20 protein-coding genes are annotated in these 18827 nt (G+C 48.2%); 8 read left to right on the top strand and 12 right to left on the bottom strand.

All coding sequences use genetic code 11. The features are described from left to right. Positions 1-12: 12 nt before the first annotated feature. The 6 genes from AR442_RS16885 to AR442_RS16860 all read right to left on the bottom strand — a co-directional run bounded on the left by AR442_RS16885 (position 13) and on the right by AR442_RS16860 (position 5167). Positions 13-324 carry a PTS sugar transporter subunit IIB gene (locus AR442_RS16885; RefSeq protein ID WP_007614670.1) on the bottom strand — a complete coding sequence of 104 codons (312 nt, stop codon included), beginning with the start codon at positions 322-324 and terminating at the stop codon, positions 13-15. Between the two features lie 152 nt (positions 325-476). Continuing rightward, positions 477-1775, bottom strand: a complete 1299-nt coding sequence (locus AR442_RS16880; RefSeq protein WP_053285318.1) for an arsenical efflux pump membrane protein ArsB — start codon at positions 1773-1775, stop codon at positions 477-479. A 13-nt stretch (positions 1776-1788) separates the two neighbouring features. Next, positions 1789-2139 (bottom strand): ArsR/SmtB family transcription factor, encoded by a 351-nt coding sequence (locus tag AR442_RS16875; protein ID WP_014419219.1) that lies wholly within the window; start codon positions 2137-2139, stop codon positions 1789-1791. 102 nt (positions 2140-2241) lie between these two features. Beyond that, positions 2242-3138, bottom strand: coding sequence for an ABC transporter substrate-binding protein (locus tag AR442_RS16870; RefSeq protein WP_014419218.1), 897 nt, complete (start codon positions 3136-3138; stop codon positions 2242-2244). Positions 3139-3154: 16 nt separating this feature from the next. Then, positions 3155-4168 carry a FecCD family ABC transporter permease gene (locus AR442_RS16865; RefSeq protein WP_021494727.1) on the bottom strand — a complete coding sequence of 338 codons (1014 nt, stop codon included), beginning with the start codon at positions 4166-4168 and terminating at the stop codon, positions 3155-3157. Beyond that, complete coding sequence (locus tag AR442_RS16860; RefSeq protein ID WP_042635747.1) at positions 4169-5167, bottom strand: FecCD family ABC transporter permease; 999 nt, start codon at positions 5165-5167, stop codon at positions 4169-4171. Positions 5168-5409: 242 nt separating this feature from the next. On the opposite strand from AR442_RS16860, the gene AR442_RS16855 reads away from it, so the two are divergent. The 7 genes from AR442_RS16855 to licH all read left to right on the top strand — a co-directional run bounded on the left by AR442_RS16855 (position 5410) and on the right by licH (position 11745). Continuing rightward, positions 5410-6000, top strand: coding sequence for a DNA-3-methyladenine glycosylase (locus AR442_RS16855; RefSeq protein WP_014419216.1), 591 nt, complete (start codon positions 5410-5412; stop codon positions 5998-6000). Positions 6001-6051: 51 nt separating this feature from the next. Continuing rightward, a complete protein-coding gene (locus tag AR442_RS20895; RefSeq protein ID WP_369719122.1) occupies positions 6052-6186 on the top strand; it encodes a hypothetical protein in 135 nt (44 codons plus the stop codon). Positions 6187-6332: 146 nt separating this feature from the next. Next, positions 6333-8288 (top strand): transcriptional regulator LicR, encoded by a 1956-nt coding sequence (gene licR / locus AR442_RS16850; RefSeq protein WP_053285319.1) that lies wholly within the window; start codon positions 6333-6335, stop codon positions 8286-8288. Positions 8289-8386: 98 nt separating this feature from the next. After that, positions 8387-8695 carry a PTS lichenan transporter subunit IIB gene (gene licB, locus AR442_RS16845; protein ID WP_003150863.1) on the top strand — a complete coding sequence of 103 codons (309 nt, stop codon included), beginning with the start codon at positions 8387-8389 and terminating at the stop codon, positions 8693-8695. Between the two features lie 15 nt (positions 8696-8710). Continuing rightward, positions 8711-10069 (top strand): PTS cellobiose transporter subunit IIC, encoded by a 1359-nt coding sequence (gene celB / locus AR442_RS16840; RefSeq protein ID WP_007407740.1) that lies wholly within the window; start codon positions 8711-8713, stop codon positions 10067-10069. An 18-nt stretch (positions 10070-10087) separates the two neighbouring features. Beyond that, on the top strand, positions 10088-10420 hold the full coding sequence (gene licA / locus AR442_RS16835; protein WP_003150867.1) for a PTS lichenan transporter subunit IIA: 333 nt from the start codon (positions 10088-10090) through the stop codon (positions 10418-10420). Further along, a complete protein-coding gene (gene licH / locus AR442_RS16830) occupies positions 10417-11745 on the top strand; it encodes a 6-phospho-beta-glucosidase LicH (protein WP_014419213.1) in 1329 nt (442 codons plus the stop codon). The genes licA and licH overlap by 4 nt, the downstream gene beginning before the upstream one ends. A 41-nt stretch (positions 11746-11786) precedes the next feature. Here licH and AR442_RS16825 read toward each other — a convergent pair whose 3' ends face one another. From AR442_RS16825 to AR442_RS16800, 6 genes are all read right to left on the bottom strand, one after another. After that, entirely contained in the window at positions 11787-12878 is a 1092-nt protein-coding gene (locus AR442_RS16825; protein WP_025650062.1) for a branched-chain amino acid aminotransferase, read from the bottom strand. Positions 12879-13061: 183 nt separating this feature from the next. Next, positions 13062-14240 (bottom strand): D-alanyl-lipoteichoic acid biosynthesis protein DltD, encoded by a 1179-nt coding sequence (gene dltD, locus AR442_RS16820; protein ID WP_007407736.1) that lies wholly within the window; start codon positions 14238-14240, stop codon positions 13062-13064. Then, complete coding sequence (dltC, locus tag AR442_RS16815) at positions 14241-14477, bottom strand: D-alanine--poly(phosphoribitol) ligase subunit 2 (protein WP_003150875.1); 237 nt, start codon at positions 14475-14477, stop codon at positions 14241-14243. Positions 14478-14492: 15 nt separating this feature from the next. Continuing rightward, positions 14493-15674, bottom strand: coding sequence for a D-alanyl-lipoteichoic acid biosynthesis protein DltB (dltB, locus tag AR442_RS16810; RefSeq protein ID WP_012118762.1), 1182 nt, complete (start codon positions 15672-15674; stop codon positions 14493-14495). Next, the gene (gene dltA / locus AR442_RS16805) at positions 15671-17182 is read right to left on the bottom strand and encodes a D-alanine--poly(phosphoribitol) ligase subunit DltA (protein WP_053285320.1); all 1512 of its coding nucleotides are present in this window, start codon (positions 17180-17182) and stop codon (positions 15671-15673) included. Before dltA ends, dltB begins: the two co-directional genes overlap by 4 nt. Before the next feature lie 15 nt (positions 17183-17197). Next, positions 17198-17347, bottom strand: coding sequence for a teichoic acid D-Ala incorporation-associated protein DltX (locus tag AR442_RS16800; RefSeq protein ID WP_003150882.1), 150 nt, complete (start codon positions 17345-17347; stop codon positions 17198-17200). Positions 17348-17790: 443 nt separating this feature from the next. Here AR442_RS16800 and AR442_RS16795 point away from each other — a divergent pair, with 443 nt between their 5' ends. Continuing rightward, on the top strand, positions 17791-18726 hold the full coding sequence (locus tag AR442_RS16795; protein WP_014419209.1) for a 1,4-dihydroxy-2-naphthoate polyprenyltransferase: 936 nt from the start codon (positions 17791-17793) through the stop codon (positions 18724-18726). The last annotated feature ends 101 nt before the right edge of the window (positions 18727-18827 follow it).

The following is an 18827-nucleotide window of genomic DNA, read 5'->3' as shown; positions in this document are numbered from 1 at the left end:
TTATCGCCTCCTTTATTTGTTCTCAATCAAGGCAACGGCCTGTTCGTATGCTTTTTTGCCGTCTCCCATGCCGTAAGCCATCATGTCAATCACATCAACGGTGATGTGAAGCGGGTCCGCCTCTTTCTGAAGCTCACCTTTTAAAAAACTCATCTGCGGGCCGATCAGTACGACGTCTGCATCTTTCATCGCTTCTTTTGCTTTATCCTGTCCGACTGCCCAAATCTCGGCTTCCTCACCGATGGAGCGGGCGTAATTCTGCATTTTCGTAACAAGAAGGCTGGTGGACATGCCTGAGCTGCAGGCTAATAAAATTCTTTTCATGAGAATCCCTTCTTTCATAAAGTTAAAACGTTTTCATGAATATTATAATCTTTTGAATTTAAATGTCTATACTTTTAAAATATAAAAGTTTTACTTTTCGGATTTTTGACACAAAAAAACCTTTTAAGATTCAACTTAAAAGGTTTTTCATCTCAAGCGAGCCATAACAGCCATAAATAAAGTCCGATCAGGGTGATGAATAACGTCGGAATGGTTAATATCAGACCTGTCTTGAAATACATTCCCCAGGAAATTTTCACGTTTTTCCGGCTCAGCACGTGGAGCCATAACAATGTCGCCAGCGATCCGATCGGCGTGATTTTCGGCCCAAGGTCCGAACCGATAACATTCGCGTAAATCAATGCTTCTCTCATCAGCCCGTGAGTGTCCGTTCCGCTGATGGCTATGGCGTCAATCATCACCGTCGGCAGGTTATTCATAACGGAGGACAGGATCGCAGCGATAAACCCCATCCCGAGTGTGCCCGCAAACAATCCGTGATCCGCCGCTCTCTGAATAAGCTGAGAAAGAAGATCCGTCAGTCCGGCATTTCGCAAGCCGTACACGACAACATACATGCCGACAGAAAAAAACACGATGGCCCACGGGGCGTCCTTGATGACTTGTTTCGCAGGGACGGCGGGGCTTCGCTGCGCCAGAATGAGAAAAATGACCGCGATGGAGCCGGCAACGAAGGAAACGGGTATCGACAGCAGTTCGCTGACGAAATATCCGATCAATAAAACGGCCAGCACAGCCCACGATAACCGGAAAAGGCGTTCATCCTTAATCGCGGATGCCGGATGTTTCACAAGACCGGTGTCATACCGTTTCGGAATGTTTTTTCTGAAATAGAGATACAGCACCAAAATGCTTGCTGCCAGAGAAAAAAGGTTGGGCACCAGCATGCGTGATGCATATTCAATGTACCCGATATGAAAGTAATCCGCGGATACAATATTGACCAAATTGCTTACAACGAGCGGAAGAGAGGTGGTGTCGGCGATGAATCCTCCGGCGATAATAAACGGAAAAACCAGCTTTTCAGGTAAATTCAAAGCCCGCACCATCGCCAGTACGATCGGCGTCAAAATGAGCGCCGCTCCGTCATTGGCAAACAGGGCGGAGACAACAGCCCCTAAGACCGACACATAGAGAAACATCCGCAGCCCGCTGCCTTTGGCCGCCATGGCCATATGCAGCGCGGCCCACTCAAAAAAACCGATGCTGTCAAGAATCAATGAAATGATAATAATGGCGATAAAGGCAAGTGTCGCATTCCAGACGATTCCCGTCACTTCCGCGATATCGTGCAGGCTGACTGCTCCGGCGATCAAAGCGAGGACCGCTCCGCCGCAGGCAGACCAGCCGATTGATACATGTTTCGGCTGCCATATGACAAACACAAGTGTCAGCACAAAAATCAGCGCTGATAAAACCGCAACTCCCAAGAATATATCCCCCTTACCGGCATGTAACAGTGACTTCTTTTTGCCGCAATGTCTGTAAAACTTCGTCCTTTTCATCTATCTGCTGCAAAATCGAGCAAACCAGCGCGTATTCCGGACCGGACGGATGAATGGCATAGTACCGCCACTGGCCCTCGCGTCTTTCCCGCACAAGGCCGGCGTTCTTTAATTTCCGCAAGTGCTGGCTGATGCCGGGCTGACTTATATCAAAAATAGCCGTCAGCTCGCAGACACAATATTCCTTATCCTCCAGAAGCTTCAGCATCAAAAGCCTCGTCGGGTCGCTTAGAAGCTTGAGGCACTGGCTGATCCCTCCGGAACTTAAAGCATGATGCCGCCGTTCCATGCGCTCACTCCTTTTTCACACTATTATATAAGCGGTTGTTTATATAAGTAAACGACAATATAAAAAAGCCGGCCTTGCACTTTTTGCAAAACCGGCTCATGTTTATTTTTGGAACATTTTTTTCGCTTCATCCATTGCTAATTTATTTCCCAGTGCTGAATAATCAAGCCAAGGCTGATCGGCAATTTTATAGACGTGGTTTGCTTTCACGGCCTTCAGCCCTTTCCATACAGCGCTTTTTTGCAATTCTTTATAGGCTTGCTGTGACTTGTCGTCTCTGTTAACGACGACGAAAATCGCATCTGCGTTGTAATCAGGCAGCACTTCTTGAGAAATGACTTCATAAGGGCGGGAGGTGTTCATTTCTTTAATGCCGTCAGCCGGTTTCAGCTTCAGATCGTCAAACAGAATCGGTCCCATCGGGCGGCGTGTGCTGAAGACGCGAAGCTCTTTTGCATTCACGCGGATCGCCATGACTTTGGCGTTTTTCCCTAATTCCTTATTTATCATGGATTTGACTTGTTTTGTTTCATCTTCGTAATCTTGAATAAACGTTTTCGCTTCTTTTTCACGCTTGACGATTTTTCCGATGTCTTTTAAATGATCGCGCCATGTGCCTTTATCAAGGTCGAAAACGTGTGTGTTTCCGATTTTCTTGTATTTTGACACATCTTTTCCCGCAAATTCTTTATCAAGATAAATGTTGTCAGGGTTCAGCTCAAGTAAAGCTTCCATATCCGGATCTGAGGCAGGGCCGAGTTTTTTCGTGTCTTTCAGCTGATTTTTCACATGAGGGAGAAAATCTTTTAATTCTCCGCCCACGACGGAACCGGCAGGTGTAACGCCGAGAGCCAGCAGATCATTTGTCAGGTGAATGGACATCGAAGCGATTTTATGATCGCCGGATTTCTTTTTTGACTCCGGCTGTGTTGAATCGGATTGGCAGGCAGCCAGTAAGAAAATACACATGAAACTGACGAGCGCAATTATTTTTTTCATGGGAATACTCCTTGTTTTATGATTTGATTTTCATGACGAGATAGAGAAAATACGGCGCGCCGATGGCTGCCGCAACCACGCCGGCCGGAATGGCGTTCGGCTGAAACAAAGACCGGCCGATGGTGTCTGCCGCGACAAGAATGACAAGTCCGATTAATCCCGCAATCGGAATAATATGCTGATGCATGGTGCCGACGAGCCGTCTTGCCAAGTGAGGGGCGGCAAAGCCGATAAAGCCGATTCCGCCGGCCATCGCCACACTCGCGCAGGACAAGCCGACCGCTATGGCGATCAGCATGATCCTTTTTCTCTGCACGTGTGCGCCAAGCCCCGCGGCTGCCTGGTCACCGAGCATTAAAATATTCAAAGAGCGGGCGTTCAGCCATGCAAGCGGTGCGAGAATGCCGATCCAGGGCAATAGCGACCACACGTGAATCCAATCCCTGCCCCAGACGTTTCCCACCAGCCAGCGGGAAGCGAATGTATAAGTTTCTTCATTCAGGCGCAGCGACATAAACAATGTAACGGCGCTGAAGCCCGCGGAAACGGCGATCCCGACTAACAGCATACGGATCGTTAAAAAACCGTTCAGCCTGTCGTACGTAAGCACTACAATCAGCAGGGCGGCGAGTGTTCCGCCCGCAAACGTAAACAGCGGGATGAACATCGACGCCTGCGCCTCCAGGGAATGAAAGAATGTGATATACATCATCAAACCGAAGGACGCGCCGGCATGCAGTCCGAGAATGCCCGGATCGGCAAGCGGATTTCGGGATACACCCTGCAAAATAGCGCCCGACACTCCTAAACCGATGCCGGCCAGCATCGTCACCAGAATCCGGGGAAGCCGGTAATCGAATAAAACGGTTGTGCTTTGAAACGTGCCGTATCCGAACAGCGTTTTTCCCACGGTGAGAGGAGAAAGCCGGAATGAGCCCGTATGCAGCCCGATCAGAATCATGCAAACGGCGATGACCAGCAGAATGAGTCCTGCCGCCGCCGCTTTTTTTGTTTCTTTCTGTACTTTCATTTATAAGTCTCTCCCTTCCTTGCGGGCAATATAAAGAAAGAAAGGGACACCGACAAGTGCGACCATAATGCCTATCGCCAATTCCCTCGGGGGACTGACCGTGCGCGAGGCCAGGTCGGCCAAAATCAATAGAATCGCGCCGAGTAACGCGGACATCGGAATAATCAGCCTGTACGTAACGCCGACGATCTTTCGCGCGATATGGGGAATGACCAGCCCGACGAAGCCGATCGCGCCCGCAGCGGAAACAGACACACCGGCAAGAACGACGGCGATCATTAATCCGGCGGCACGCGTCAGAGCCGTGTTCACCCCTAAATTCGCCGCCACGTCATTTCCCATTGAGAGAAGGGTGACGGACCGGCCCATGAATGTCGCGAGAATGATGAAGACCGCAATCACGGGAACAAGGACTTGTAAATGAGCCCACTTGATCCCTGACACCCCGCCGGCGTACCAGAAGGCCAAATCCTGGCTTAAATCGTAATAAATCGCCACACCGGTACTGAGTGAATGTAAAAGAGCGGCCACGACCGCCCCGGCAAGCGTCACCTTTAAAGGTGTCATGCTGCCTTTTCCCGCCGCACTGATAAAGAAAATCAAGCCGGTGCTTGCCAGTGCTCCCAAAAATGACATCACCATCAGCAGGGCGTATGACAAATGAGGGAAAAAAGCAAAGCTGAGCGCAACAACAAACATGGCGCCCGCGTTTACGCCTAAGACACCCGAATCGGCAAGCGGGTTTCTCGTGACACCCTGCATGAGGGCGCCGGCTGCAGCAAAAGCGGCTCCTGTAACGGCCGCCCCGAGCACCCTCGGAAGACGCAATTCATGAATGATCTGCTGGCCCGTTATGTTCGGATTATAATCAGCAACAGCCGACCAAACCGTATGTAAAGTAATGTCTTTCGCGCCGAATGAGACAGCGAAAAAAATAGATACAAGCAGCCCGATCACCGCGATCAGGAAGAAAACCCCGTTTTTTAAGATGCTGATCAGACGGTTTGCGGACGTGACAGAATCGCTCAAAAATCAATTCACCTACTTTTATGATCATTGTCCGGTATTTATTGAATATGAGAATCATTTTCATTTGAACCATCATATTATACCGAGCTGATTTTCAAAACGCAATAGAGCGTTTAACAATGATGTCCTTTTTTTCTCTCATGTTTATATTGTAAAAAAGAAGTGAAAAACGTGAAAGAGGAAATCGCTATATTCAGAAAGGAGGGAGGCAAATGGCGGGAGAACGAAAGCCTTTGCCGATTGAATTTTACCAGAGACCGTCAGTGGAGCTTGCCCCTTTATTGCTCGGCTGTCTCTTGGTGAAGGAGACGGACGAGGGAACGGCTTCAGGTTTTATCGTGGAAACGGAAGCTTATATGGGAGCGGATGACCGGGCGGCGCACAGCTTCGGCAACCGGCGCACGAAACGGACGGAAATTATGTTCCATGAGGCGGGCCGCATTTATACATACGTCATGCACACTCATACATTAATGAACGTCGTCGCCGCGGACATCGGCATTCCGCAGGCCGTGTTAATCAGGGCGGCGGAGCCTCATGAAGGACAGTTCCTGATGGAGAGCAGGAGACCGGGCAGACCCCCGAGAGAGCGGACAAACGGCCCGGGAAAACTGACGAAGGCGATGGGCATTTCAATGAACGACTACGGCGGCATGATCACGGAACCGCCGCTGTATATTACGGAGGGCTTTACGCCTGAGCATATATCAACAGGCCCGAGAATCGGGATTGACAACAGCGGAGAAGCCCGGGATTATCCGTGGCGCTATTGGGTGACGGGGAACCGGTATGTCTCACGCTGACCATGTTTATAAACGCTGATAAGAGGGGAAAGACAAGGTAAAAGAAAGGGGATTCAGACATTGAAAAAATTTTTCAAAACGATTATCAAATGGGCGCCCGTCATCTATCCGATCATCAGAAAAATCATAAAAGAACGGAAGGCATCTAAGCGGAACCGCATGTCCGCATCCCGAACAGCCGGCTGATCCGGCTGTTTTTTTACGGGCCTGGCATCGGATTGCCGCATTGACTTGAAATCCTCCCCATTATAGAATTTACATACATTTACCCCTTCCTCATTCTTTTTGCCCATTTTTCACGTCTGCATCTGATCTGAAAGGAGGTTTTTCTCATGCTTCATGGGCGGCTTCGTGAACTTCTGCGCTTGCTTTTAGCTGCTGAAACACCGGTTACAAGCTCAGTCATCGCTGCAAATGTAAAGGTAACGACGCGGACGGTCCGCAATGACATAAAGGAACTGCAAACCATTGTAGAAAAACACGGCGCATCCATTCAATCTGTCAGAGGGAGCGGCTATAAGCTGCTGATCCGGAATGAGCAGCCGTTTAAAAACTGGCTTCAGGACAATTTCCAGCAGAACAGCACCGTGCCGATTTTTCCCGGTGAACGGTTAGATTACCTTATGAAAAGAATGCTTCTGACCGACGGCTACCTCAAGCTGGATGACTTGGCGGAAGAACTGTTCATCAGTAAATCCACACTTCAATCTGATTTAAAAGAAGTCAAAAAACGGCTCCGCCCCTATGACATCATTTTGGAAACAAGGCCGAACTACGGCTTTAAGCTGCGCGGCGAAGAGCTCCGCCTCCGTTATTGTATGGCGGAATACTTAGTGGACGACCGCGAGCCAGAGCCTGATCTCCTGAGTGAAAAGGCCGGTATTCTGCCGAAAGACGACATTCACGTGATCCGCACAGCCATTATGAAGCAGGTTCGAAACCATAAGATCCCGCTTTCTTTCTTCGGCCTGAACAATCTCATCATCCATATCGCCATTGCCTGCAAACGAATCCGGACAGAAAACTATGTATCTCTCATCCCGGAAGATCTTCATGATATTAAGCTTGAAACAGAATATCAGTCAGCGGAAGCCATCGTAAAAGAGCTTGAATCTGCGCTTTCGGTCACCTTTCCCGAACAGGAAACCGCCTATATTGCCATTCACCTGCTCGGGACAAAGCGCATGACCCAGTCACAACTGGAAGGAAAAGAGCTTACAAGGCTGATAGACGGGGAAACCAGCCGTTTGACGGAGGCCATGATTGAAGCCATTGAGCGGGAGCTGAAGCTCGGAATCACGGACGACAATGAGCTGAAAGCGGGTCTTGCGCTCCACATCAAGCCGGCGATTAACCGAAACCGGTACGGAATGAACCTGAGAAACCCGATGCTCTCCGCCATAAAGGAAAATTATCCGCTCGCATTTGAAGCGGGAGTGATTGCGGGAATCGTGATCAAGGAGCAAACCGGCATTGATATTCATGAAAATGAGATCGGATATTTGGCGCTTCATTTCGGAGCCGCCATTGAAAGGAGAAAGACGGAACGGCCGCCTAAACGCTGCTTGATTGTTTGTGCGTCCGGCGCCGGCAGCGCGCAGCTTTTAAGAGAAAAGCTCCGTTCCCGGTTCGCAAAGCGTCTTGAAATCGTCGGAACGGCTGATTACTGCAGCCTTGACCAGCTTTCCTTTGAGTCGATTGATTTTGTGGTCAGCACAGTGCCGATCAAAAAAGACCTGCCCGTTCCCGTATTGAAGGTTCATACGCTGTTGGGCGGCGGGGATTTTACAAAAATCGACGCCATGCTGGAAGAAAAGCGGGAACAATTGAACTTTCTGAAACCGGAGCTGGTATTTTTGCAGCAGGATCTGGAGACGAAGGAGGACGTCATCCGTTTTCTCGGACAGCAGGTTGCAGAAGCCGGCCTCGCTTCTGATTCTCTGACCGATTCTATTTTTGAAAGGGAAGCGATTTCTCCTACGAGTTTCGGCAATCTTACGGCGATTCCGCACCCGCTCGTTCCGCAGACAGACACGACGTTTTGGGCGGTATGCACGCTGAAGAAACCGATTGACTGGGCGGATAAGCGTGTCCAATTTGTCTGCCTGCTCTGCGTCGAGAAAGAAAGCAAAGCCGACCTCCAGCATATGTACAAATGGCTCGGCGGCATGTTAGATGATCCGGCCGCGGTAAGCCGTCTCTTAAAATGCACAACCTATCAGGAGGTTTTACGAGTATTCAGAGACAAACGATCAGAGAAAGACCGGGATATACCTTTTTTCCGTTAGCAGCGGAAAAAGCCTGAGTAGTTATGAAAGCGATTTCATAATATGATGGTACTAACATCGAGACATACAAAATATCAAACTTTCAGGAGGTCTTTTACATGAATATATTACTCGTTTGTGCAGCAGGGATGTCTACAAGCTTACTCGTCACCAAGATGGAAAAAAGCGCGCAGGAACAAGGAAAAGAATATAAAATCTGGGCGGTGTCAGGCGATTCAGTCAACCAGCATATTGATAAAGCGGACGTATTGCTGCTTGGGCCTCAAGTCCGTTATTTGCTTCCGCAGCTGAAAAAATTGGGTGAATCAAAAGGAGTGCCGGTTGAAGTCATCAATACCGTCCATTACGGCACTTGCAACGGAGCGGAGGTTCTGAAATCAGCGGAACAGCTCGGAAACGCATCGTAGAAAGGGGCGGGCCGTGTGAATAAGGTGAACCAGTTTTTAGAAGAGAAAGTCATGCCCATTGCCGGAAAAATTGCCTCCCAGCGGCATCTGCAAGCATTGCGTGACGGGATCATCCTCACCATGCCGCTTATCATCATCGGTTCGTTTTTTCTGATCATCGGCAACCTGCCGATTCCGGGATATGCGGATTTCATGGCAAAGACGTTCGGAAGCGCCTGGTCTCAAAAACTGCAATATCCGGTTGATGCGACCTTTGAAATCATGGGTCTTGTCGCCGCTTTCGGAATCGCCTACCGTCTGGCCGAAAAATACGGGGTGGACGCTTTATCGGCCGGTGCGATATCTTTGGCGGCGTTTCTCTTGGCAACGCCGTACAAAGTTCCGTTTCTGCCTTCCGGCGCCAAAGAGGAAATCATGGTGGGCGGCGGCATCCCGCTGTCTCTCATGGGAAGCAAAGGGCTGTTTGTCGCGATGATCATCGCCATGCTGTCGACGGAAATTTACCGCTTGATCATCCAGCGGAATTTCGTCTTCAAAATGCCGGACGGCGTGCCTCCGGCGGTCAGCAAATCGTTTGTCGCCTTAATTCCCGGCTTTGCCGTCATCTTTCTGATCTGGGGTGCGCGTTTAATTGTCGAAGCGACGCCGTTTGAAAGCCTTCATAACATTGTAAGCGTTGTACTGGGGACGCCGCTCTCGATTCTTGGGGGAAGTCTCGGCGGAAGCCTGATAGCCGAAGCGGTTCAAATGCTCTTGTGGGCGTGCGGATTACACGGGGCGAACATAGTCGGCGGCGTCATGGCGCCGATCTGGTTCGGAGCGATGGATGCCAACCGGATTGCGTTTCAGGCGGGCGATGCGCTTCCGAATATTTTCACCCAGCAGTTTTTTGAAATCTGGATCAACATCGGCGGAAGCGGCGCGACACTGGCGCTCGTGGTCACCATGTTTCTCCGTTCGCGAAGCAAGCAGATGAAGCAGCTTGGGAAACTCGCCATCGGGCCGGCCGTCTTTAATATTAATGAGCCGATTATTTTCGGAATGCCGATCGTCATGAACCCGATGCTTCTCATTCCGTTCATTATCACACCGCTTGTCACACTGGTCCTTACCTATATCGGCATGAGCACCGGCCTCGTCGCCAAACCTGCCGGCATTGCCGTCCCATGGACGATGCCGCCGATTTTCTCCGGCTATCTTGCCACGGGCGGAAAAATATCAGGGGCTGTCATGCAGGCGATTAACATCATCACAGCCTTTATCGTGTACTATCCGTTCTTCAGAATGTGGGATTCGCAAAAGCTGAAAGAAGAAAACGAACTTGAACAATCGCAGGCGCCAGCCGTACAGGGAGACGAAAAAGCCGTGCTGTAGAGAAAGGGAGTGAAACACATGAATGAAAAAATGGAACAGACCATTTTTCAGATCATCCTGCATGGCGGCAACGGCAGAAGTGCATCAATGGAAGCCATTGCCGCCGCAAAGCGGGGGGACAGAGCCATGGCGGAGGAAAAGCTTCAGGAAGCCGCAAGGGAACTGACCGAAGCTCATCATTACCAGACAGAATTGATCCAAAATGAAGCCGGCGGAGAAAAAACAGACATGACGCTTTTGATGGTGCATGCGCAAGATCATTTAATGAATGCCATGACCGTGAAAGACTTGGCCGCTGAGTTAGTCGAGATTTACGAAAAAGTGAGTCTGCAAGGGGGAGCAAAAATATGACAAAAGGAATTAAAATTGTAACGATCGGCGGAGGTTCAAGCTATACACCGGAGCTTGTGGAAGGCATCATTAAGCGCTATGAGGAACTGCCTGTCAGAGAATTATGGCTCGTCGACATTCCTGAAGGCGAGAAAAAACTCAATATCGTCGGCACGCTTGCAAAACGCATGGTCGAAAAAGCGGGTGTTCCGATAGAGATTCACCTGACGCTTGACCGGAGAGAAGCCTTGAAGGATGCGGATTTCGTAACGACTCAATTCCGCGTCGGCCTTCTTGAGGCCCGCGCCAAAGACGAACGGATTCCGTTAAAATACGGCGTAATCGGCCAGGAGACAAACGGTCCGGGCGGTTTATTCAAAGGGCTGCGCACCATCCCGGTTATTCTGGAAATCGCGAAAGACATCGAAGAGCTTTGTCCGAATGCATGGCTCGTGAATTTCACAAACCCTGCCGGCATGGTTACCGAGGCCTTGCTCCGCTACTCGAATCTCACAAAAGTCGTCGGCCTCTGCAATGTGCCGATCGGCATTAAAATGGGCGTCGCAAAAGCATTGGATGTGGATGTCAGCCGGATCGAAGTGCAATTTGCCGGGCTGAATCACATGGTCTTCGGATTAGATGTTTTCTTAGACGGCGTCAGCGTGAAAGATCAAGTCATTGAAGCCATGGGAGACCCGAAAAACGCCATGACGATGAAAAATATTTCAGGAGCGGAATGGGAGCCTGAATTCCTGAAGGCGCTCGATCTGATTCCTTGCGGCTACCACCGCTATTATTTCAAAACGAAAGAAATGCTCGAGCATGAAATAGAAGCGTCACAGACGGAGGGCACACGCGCCGAGGTCGTGCAGAAGGTTGAGAAAGAACTGTTCGAACTGTACAAAGATCCGAATCTCGCCATCAAACCGCCGCAGCTTGAAAAACGGGGCGGAGCGTACTACAGTGACGCGGCCTGCAACCTGATCAGCTCCATCTATAACGACAAACATGATATCCAGCCCGTCAATACGATAAACAACGGCGCGATCGCCAGCATTCCGAATGACTCAGCGGTCGAAGTGAACTGTGTCATGACGAAAGACGGTCCGAAACCGATCGCCGTCGGTGATCTGCCGGTGTCTGTCCGCGGACTCGTCCAGCAAATCAAATCATTTGAGCGCGTCGCCGCTGAAGCAGCCGTCACGGGAGATTATCAAACGGCGCTACTTGCGATGACGATCAACCCTCTCGTCCCGTCAGACTCCGTGGCAAAGGCCATTCTGGATGAAATGCTTGAGGCCCACAAAGAACATCTGCCTCATTTCTTTAAGTCGATTGAAGCATAAGAGCAGTAAAAAAAACCCGGATTCGCTTCCGGGTTTTTTGCTTATTTTGATTCGCTTAGTGAGGCGACTTCCGTCGTCCAGCCGAACACGTCGGCTTCCGCGCCTTTTTGAATGCCTGTAATGGTATCATACAATTTCTTCGAGATCTCTCCGGTTTCACCGCTGCCGATGACAAGACTTTCATCATTCCAGATCAGTTCGCCGACCGGAGAAATGACCGCCGCCGTACCGGTTCCGAATGTTTCTTCCAATCGGCCGTCACGATGCGCCTGGATGATTTCATCGATCGAAATCTTCCGCTCAGACACAGTCAGTCCCCAATGTTTGAGAAGGGTGATGACGGAATTTCTCGTAATTCCTTCAAGAATGCTTCCGTTCAGCTCCGGCGTCACGATTTCGCCGCTGATTTTGAAAAAGATGTTCATGCTGCCGACTTCTTCGATGTATTTTTTCTCAATGCCGTCAAGCCATAAAACCTGGGAAAATCCCTTCTCTTCCGCAACCTGCTGCGCTTTCAGGCTTGATGCGTAGTTGCCGGCGGTTTTCGCGTTTCCGGTGCCGCCTTTGACGGCGCGCACGAATTCGTTTTCCACGGCGATTTTTACCGGTTTAATGCCTTCTTTGTAATAAGAGCCGACCGGGGAAAGAATGATAAACAGCTTGTACGTATGGGATGCCGCTACACCGAGGAAAGGCTCAGTCGCAATGATAAACGGACGGATATAAAGGGAAGTGCCTTCCGCTTTCGGAATCCAGTCTTTGTCGATGGCTACGAGCTGTTTCAGACCTTCAAGAACAAGCTCTTCATCAATGAGCGGGATGCAAAGGCGGTCATTTGACTGGTTCAGGCGCTCCATATTTTTCTCCGGTCTGAACAGAAGCACTTCCTGATCCTTCGTTACATACGCTTTAAGCCCTTCAAAAACGGTTTGGCCGTAATGATAAACCATGGCCGCAGGATCCATTGAGATGGACTGATAAGGGATAATTCTCGGATCGTACCAGCCTTGATCGGCATCGTAATCCATAACAAACATATGGTCGGTGAAAATTCTGCCGAACGCAAGGTCATGGGGGTCCGGTTTCGGTTTTTTGGCTGAAGTCAATTCAACACGAATGTCTTGTTTCATAATGTTCTGTCTCCCTATTGGTGTTATTGTCAAACTTATTTGAAAATAATTTATATTCTATTGTATACCTTCAACAAATATTCGCAATAGTTTTCCTCAAATTTGTGAAAAAATCAAATCACATAAAAAGCAGGGGAGAGAATGCCCCCTGCGTGTTCGTTTTTACGTATTCTGTCATCACCGTGCTCAGTGAACCGTCACCTTGCCGGTTTTGTAAAACTGCTCCATTGCTTTATCGACGTACACCCAGCCCTTCCAGGCGATATGGATGGTGTCTTTCATAAAGTACGGATCATATTCGTGCCCGGATAAGTCGGCAACCTGAAAGCCCTTCGCTTTAATTTGCTTAGTGACTTTTTTGTAGTAATCAGTCCGGCCTTTTTTCGGGAAGCCGGTGTAGTCATACCATTTTCCGTTGACCGGAATAACCACGAACATCGGTTCAGCGCCGGCATCTTTCAGAATGTCCAGCATATCCTCAAAGTCGTGATATTCGACTGATTTGGCGTATGTTCTTCCTTTGTTGATTCCTTTCACTCTCTTTACTTTCTTCTTAATCTTTTTATAAGAAGCGTCATCGATATAGAAAGGATTGGACTTGGAGCTCCGTTCTCCTAATTGAGCGGCGGCTGTTTTTAACTCTGACCACGATTTCCCTTTCAGGTTTTCAGAGATCGTCCGTTCAGGGCCCTTGGTTTCTCCCATTGAATAATAAAGATCTTTTTTCTCAAGCAGAGAATAATAAGCTTTGGCAGCCGGCATGACCGCTTTCACTTTCCATGATTGTCCGTTGACCATTCCCTTGTACAATTCAGAAAGGACGGCATCATGCTGAACGACTTTAAAACGGAGCATGCGCTTCATCATGTTCTTTTTGACCGCGGGATCAATCTGGTTATTAAATGCTAAATCCAATGCCTGAAGTGATGAAAAATTCGGCGCAAAGTGCTGTTCATCAGAACCTTTTTTGATAAACCATTGCGGAGAAACAATGAATACCAGCTTTTTGCCCTTCAGCTGCTGATAATGAGCCGCAAAGTTCACGGCGTGTATCAAGGATTGGTCCCCGCCTTTTCCGACAAGATAAGGCGTAAAGCCTTGGTTGTTCACTTGGAAATAGTTGGACGGATGAAACTCATCCAGTCTTGAAAGCTCGGAAGAACCGAAAATCGGCAGATACTTCGAGTCTTCGAACATTTTATTTTGCAGATAGAGCCCCTGGAACATATTCGGATTTAAGGCTGCCGCCGACTCTTCGACACGTTTTTCAGGAATGAAGCGCGTAAGCCATGAAGCCGGAACTGCGATAGCTCCGACAAACAGGACGAACGCTAAAATAATTGGTCCAAAGAAACGCTTTTTCATTTACTTCAACTCAGTCAGTTTGTTTACAATGTTGTTTGGCGTATTCCACTCGTCACGGTCAAATTCAGTGATCGGCACTGTAATGCCGAAGCGGTTTTCGATGGCGACAAGCAGCTCTACAGTTCCGAAAGAATCAAGCAGTCCTTCTTCAAAGATTTCAATATCAGGATTTTCTTTCACAGCGTCCTCCTGACAAACTTCAGCTAATACGTCTAATACTTCCTGTTTAAATTCCATGTGTTTTAATCTCCTTTAGTGATGAAATGGTTTTCCTGAGAAAATATAAAATCCGAAACATACGAAATGGAATGTGATGACGATGGCTAAAAAGGCCGTAAAACGATTGGCGGGCAGCCACTTGTATTTCTTATTCCATTTCTCAAAAAAGTTATACCCGGTCATTAATACGGCGTGGTACAGGCCGTATACAATATATTGCAGGGCGAGTCCGTGCCAGACGCCCATCAGCATGAACAGCAGGAAATACCCGATGTTCGAGACGGCCATCCGGTTCTTTATCCATTTTTTCTTTGTCATCCAGAAAACAAAGCGCATAAATACGTAGTCTCTGAACCAGAAGGATAAGGACATGTGCCAGCGGTTCCAGAAGTCTTTAATGTTTTTGCTGATAAACGGCTTATTAAAGTTTTCCGGAGATTTGATACCCATGATATAGCTTACACCGACGGCAAACATCGTGTAACCCGCAAAATCAAAAAACAGGTACAAGCTGTATCCGTACATGTACAGCACATTACCCCACAGTTTGCTGTGGGTGATATGGGACAGATTCATAATGAAATACGTGTTAATCGCATATCCGATAATGAATTTGTATAAGAAACCGATAAAAATTTTATGAATGCCGGTATACAGTAAATCAGCGTATTCTCCCTTTGTCCATACTTTCTGTTCGTCCTTGGCAAATCTGCGGTATCTGTCGATCGGACCGGAAGAAATGGTCGGGAAAAACATAATAAAGTACAAAAGGCGGTGAAGCGGCATTTTTTCTTTAATCAGCCCGTCTCTCGTTTCCATGATCAGCTGGACGCCTTTAAATGTCAAATAAGAAATTCCTAAGAAACTGATCAGGTTATGAACCGGGTGATGAGGCGCCGGCGGGAAGAAAAACGGCCATAATTTAGATAAAAACAGGGGTAAAATGGACGCGATCACGGCCATACTGAAGACAAAGCCGCTGTTGGCTTTCAGTCTGTAAGCGAGATAACCCCTGATTAAAAGCACCTGCCACAGCGTAAAGATACATAGTGCGATCACGCCGTGCAGATCATGCGCGAAAATCAAAGCCAATACGATGATGGATATAAACATGTTGTATCCTTGGAATCTCTTGCCGTTCAGCCCTAAAATAATCGTCGGCAAAAGAAGGATTCCAAGTAAGATAAAGAAGAAAAACGAGCTGTAAGGCGTCATACAAGAACCTCTTCGCCAATGCGTTTACGGTCGATTTTTCCGTTCGCAGTCATTTGGATGTGATCCTGATAAATGAATTTTCTCGGAATCATGTAGGCCGGAAGCGAAGCGGCCAGTTCTTTCTTAATGGCGCTTGTCAGCTGGAATTCTTTTTCAAAATCATGTTTTTCAGGCACGATGGCGGCAATTAAATATTCGACAGGTCCGTTAGGCTGATACGGGATGACAACCGCCGTGCGCACATATTGAGACTGCCTTACATGTACTTCGATTTCCTCCAGCTCCATGCGGTAGCCGTGAAGCTTAATCTGGAAATCAAGGCGTCCTTGGCAGAAAATCTGACCATCCTGAACATAACCGGCATCACCCGTGTGATATGCCCACTGGCCGTCGATCGGGAAAAACGCTTTTTCCGTCAGAGAAGGCTCTCCGAGGTAGCCTTTGCTCACGCTCGGGCCGGCGATGATGATTTCCCCTTTTTCTCCGTCCGGAAGCTTATTCCCGTTTTCATCCATGATGAAGATGTTCATATCGGGTTTTGCAAAACCGACGGGCAGAGATTCATGTTCATCGATGATCTGCTGCGTGATTTCAACGGAGGTGACGGCAACCGTTGTTTCAGTCGGGCCGTATGTATTGAATACGCGGGCCTTCGGAAAACGGTTTAACAGTTCCTGTGCCACGGCAGCCGGAAGCGCTTCTCCGCAAAACATAAATACTTCTGCCTGAGGCAGGAGCTCCTGCGTAAAGCCGGGGTCCATCAGACACATTTGGACGAAAGACGGCGTCGATGTCCAGACGTTCAGTTTGGATTTCTCCAGCTCTTCAAATAGTACTTTCGGTTTATTGATTTTGTCTTTCGTTACGCAGTGCAGCGTACCTCCCGTTTGAAGCGACGGGAAAATGTCCATGACAGATAAATCAAAAGAAAACGGAGCTTGGTTTAAGAATGTCTTACCCTCGCCCACAGGAAAATCCCTGCAGATCCAGTCAGTGAAGCTTTGCAGGTTATCAGCCGATATCTGCACGCCCTTCGGATTTCCCGTGCTGCCGGACGTGTAAATAATGTAAAATGTGTCCAGCTCTTTTACCCAGTTCTCACGGCTGAGGTCTGCATCTCCGTCAGCTGCAAGCTCTTCGGGCGTAACGGTTTTAATCAGATTGCTTCCCGTATCGACTGCATCGCCCGATACGCTGATAAGCAGCTCTGCGCCTGAGCTTTCAATGATTTTGACGATCCGCTCCGCCGGAATGGAAACATCGACAGGGATGTAAGGGCGGCCCGCTTTGACGCTTCCTAAGAAAGAAACGATCATATTCGGCTCCATATGTCCGTAAACCAGGACAGGCGCTTTCGAACCGTCAGCTGTATGTTTTTGAATGCCGGACGCAACCCGCTCCGACAAATCCCATAATTCCCCGTAAGTGAGGGAATGATCTAAGGAACGAAACGCTTCGGCCTGCGGCTTGGCGTCTGCGTATGTTTTTATAGCATCAAGTAGTTTCATAGTTATCCTCCCCGATTAGAAATCGTTGTAAATATAAGTGCCGGTATTCGCTGTATGAAATCCATACATCCAAAAGAGCAATACTAATATCAGAAAATAAAAGCCCGTATGAAACGTCCATTTGATCAATGTATTTTCATAAGCACGTTTTAATTTTTGCATCATATTCAAAATTCCTTCCCCGCGTATTCAATAATTACACCAGTATATGACGATTAGATTAACAAAAAGTTTCAAAATATGTCTAATATCCTAAGCTTAAAATTTCCTTAAAAATGAATGAGAAACAAAAGGATGGAAAACACGCATGTATAAATTGGCAAATGATCATACTAAAAAGGCGCTGTTCAGGCGGGATTTTTAACTTATCGTAAATATAAACGAGGTAAAAAAATTTTGGCGGCTTTTTCTTACGCAGGCTTGTGCCGAACCCCAATGGAGAAGGGCGAAAAGCCGTTTCCGGCAGGATAGCCGATAAAGCGCCGCATCTTGTGAAATGAGGAAGAAATTATTATGATAGATAAGGTAGCAGAAAACGTGAAAACCCCAATTCAACACTACTGTTATCGGCTGACTGTGAAAGCCTTTTAATAGAAAGGAAGAGGAAAATGAATCAAAACAATATGGGGGGCAGCCAAAAGACGCCCGAGAAAGAAAGCATGGGCCGCATTTTGTGGCAGCTAACCCGCCCTCATACATTGACGGCATCGTTTGTGCCCGTACTTCTCGGCACCGTATTGGCGATGTTTTACGTAAAGGTTGATTTCCTGCTGTTTTTGGCCATGCTGTTTTCCTGCCTTTGGATTCAGATCGCCACGAACTTATTCAATGAATATTACGATTTTAAACGCGGTTTAGATACGGAGGATTCCGTCGGTATCGGCGGAGCGATCGTCCGCCACGGCATGAAGCCGAAAACAATTCTGCAGCTGGCGCTCGGCTCTTATGCGATTGCCCTCGTGCTCGGTGTTTATATCTGCATAAGCAGCAGCTGGTGGCTTGCGGTTATCGGCCTTGCCGGCATGCTGATCGGCTATCTGTATACGGGCGGCCCGCTGCCGATTGCGTATACACCGTTCGGGGAACTGTTCTCCGGCATTTGCATGGGCTCTGTATTTGTCCTTATTTCTTTCTTCATTCAGACAGGCAGAATTAATGAACAGAGCATTTTGATTTCCATCCCGATTGCCATCTTGGTCGGAGCGATTAACCTGTCCAACAATATCCGTGATATTGAGGAAGATAAAAAGGGCGGACGTAAAACGCTGGCCATTTTGATGGGGCATAGAGGAGCCGTCATGATACTGGCCGCATCTTTTGCCATCGCTTACATCTGGATCGTCGGTCTTGTCATCATGGGTTACACAAGCCCGTGGCTGTTCCTGGTCTTCCTGAGCGTGCCGAAACCCGTTCAGGCCGTGAAAGGCTTTGTGAAAAACGAAATGCCGATGAACATGATTATTGCGATGAAATCAACGGCGCAAACCAATACATTCTTCGGATTCCTGCTTTCAATCGGACTCCTGATCAGTTATTTCCGCTGATCAAATGAAAAGGCAAATGCCATAACCGGCATTTGCTTTTTTTTATGAAATAATCTTCATGATTTTGTAAAGAACCTGACTGAGGACTGACCCGTCTTATA

This window comes from Bacillus velezensis (assembly GCF_001461825.1).
Taxonomy (GTDB): domain Bacteria; phylum Bacillota; class Bacilli; order Bacillales; family Bacillaceae; genus Bacillus; species Bacillus velezensis.
Note: the sequence above shows the minus strand (reverse complement) of the source record. Positions and strands in the feature narration are given on the sequence as shown.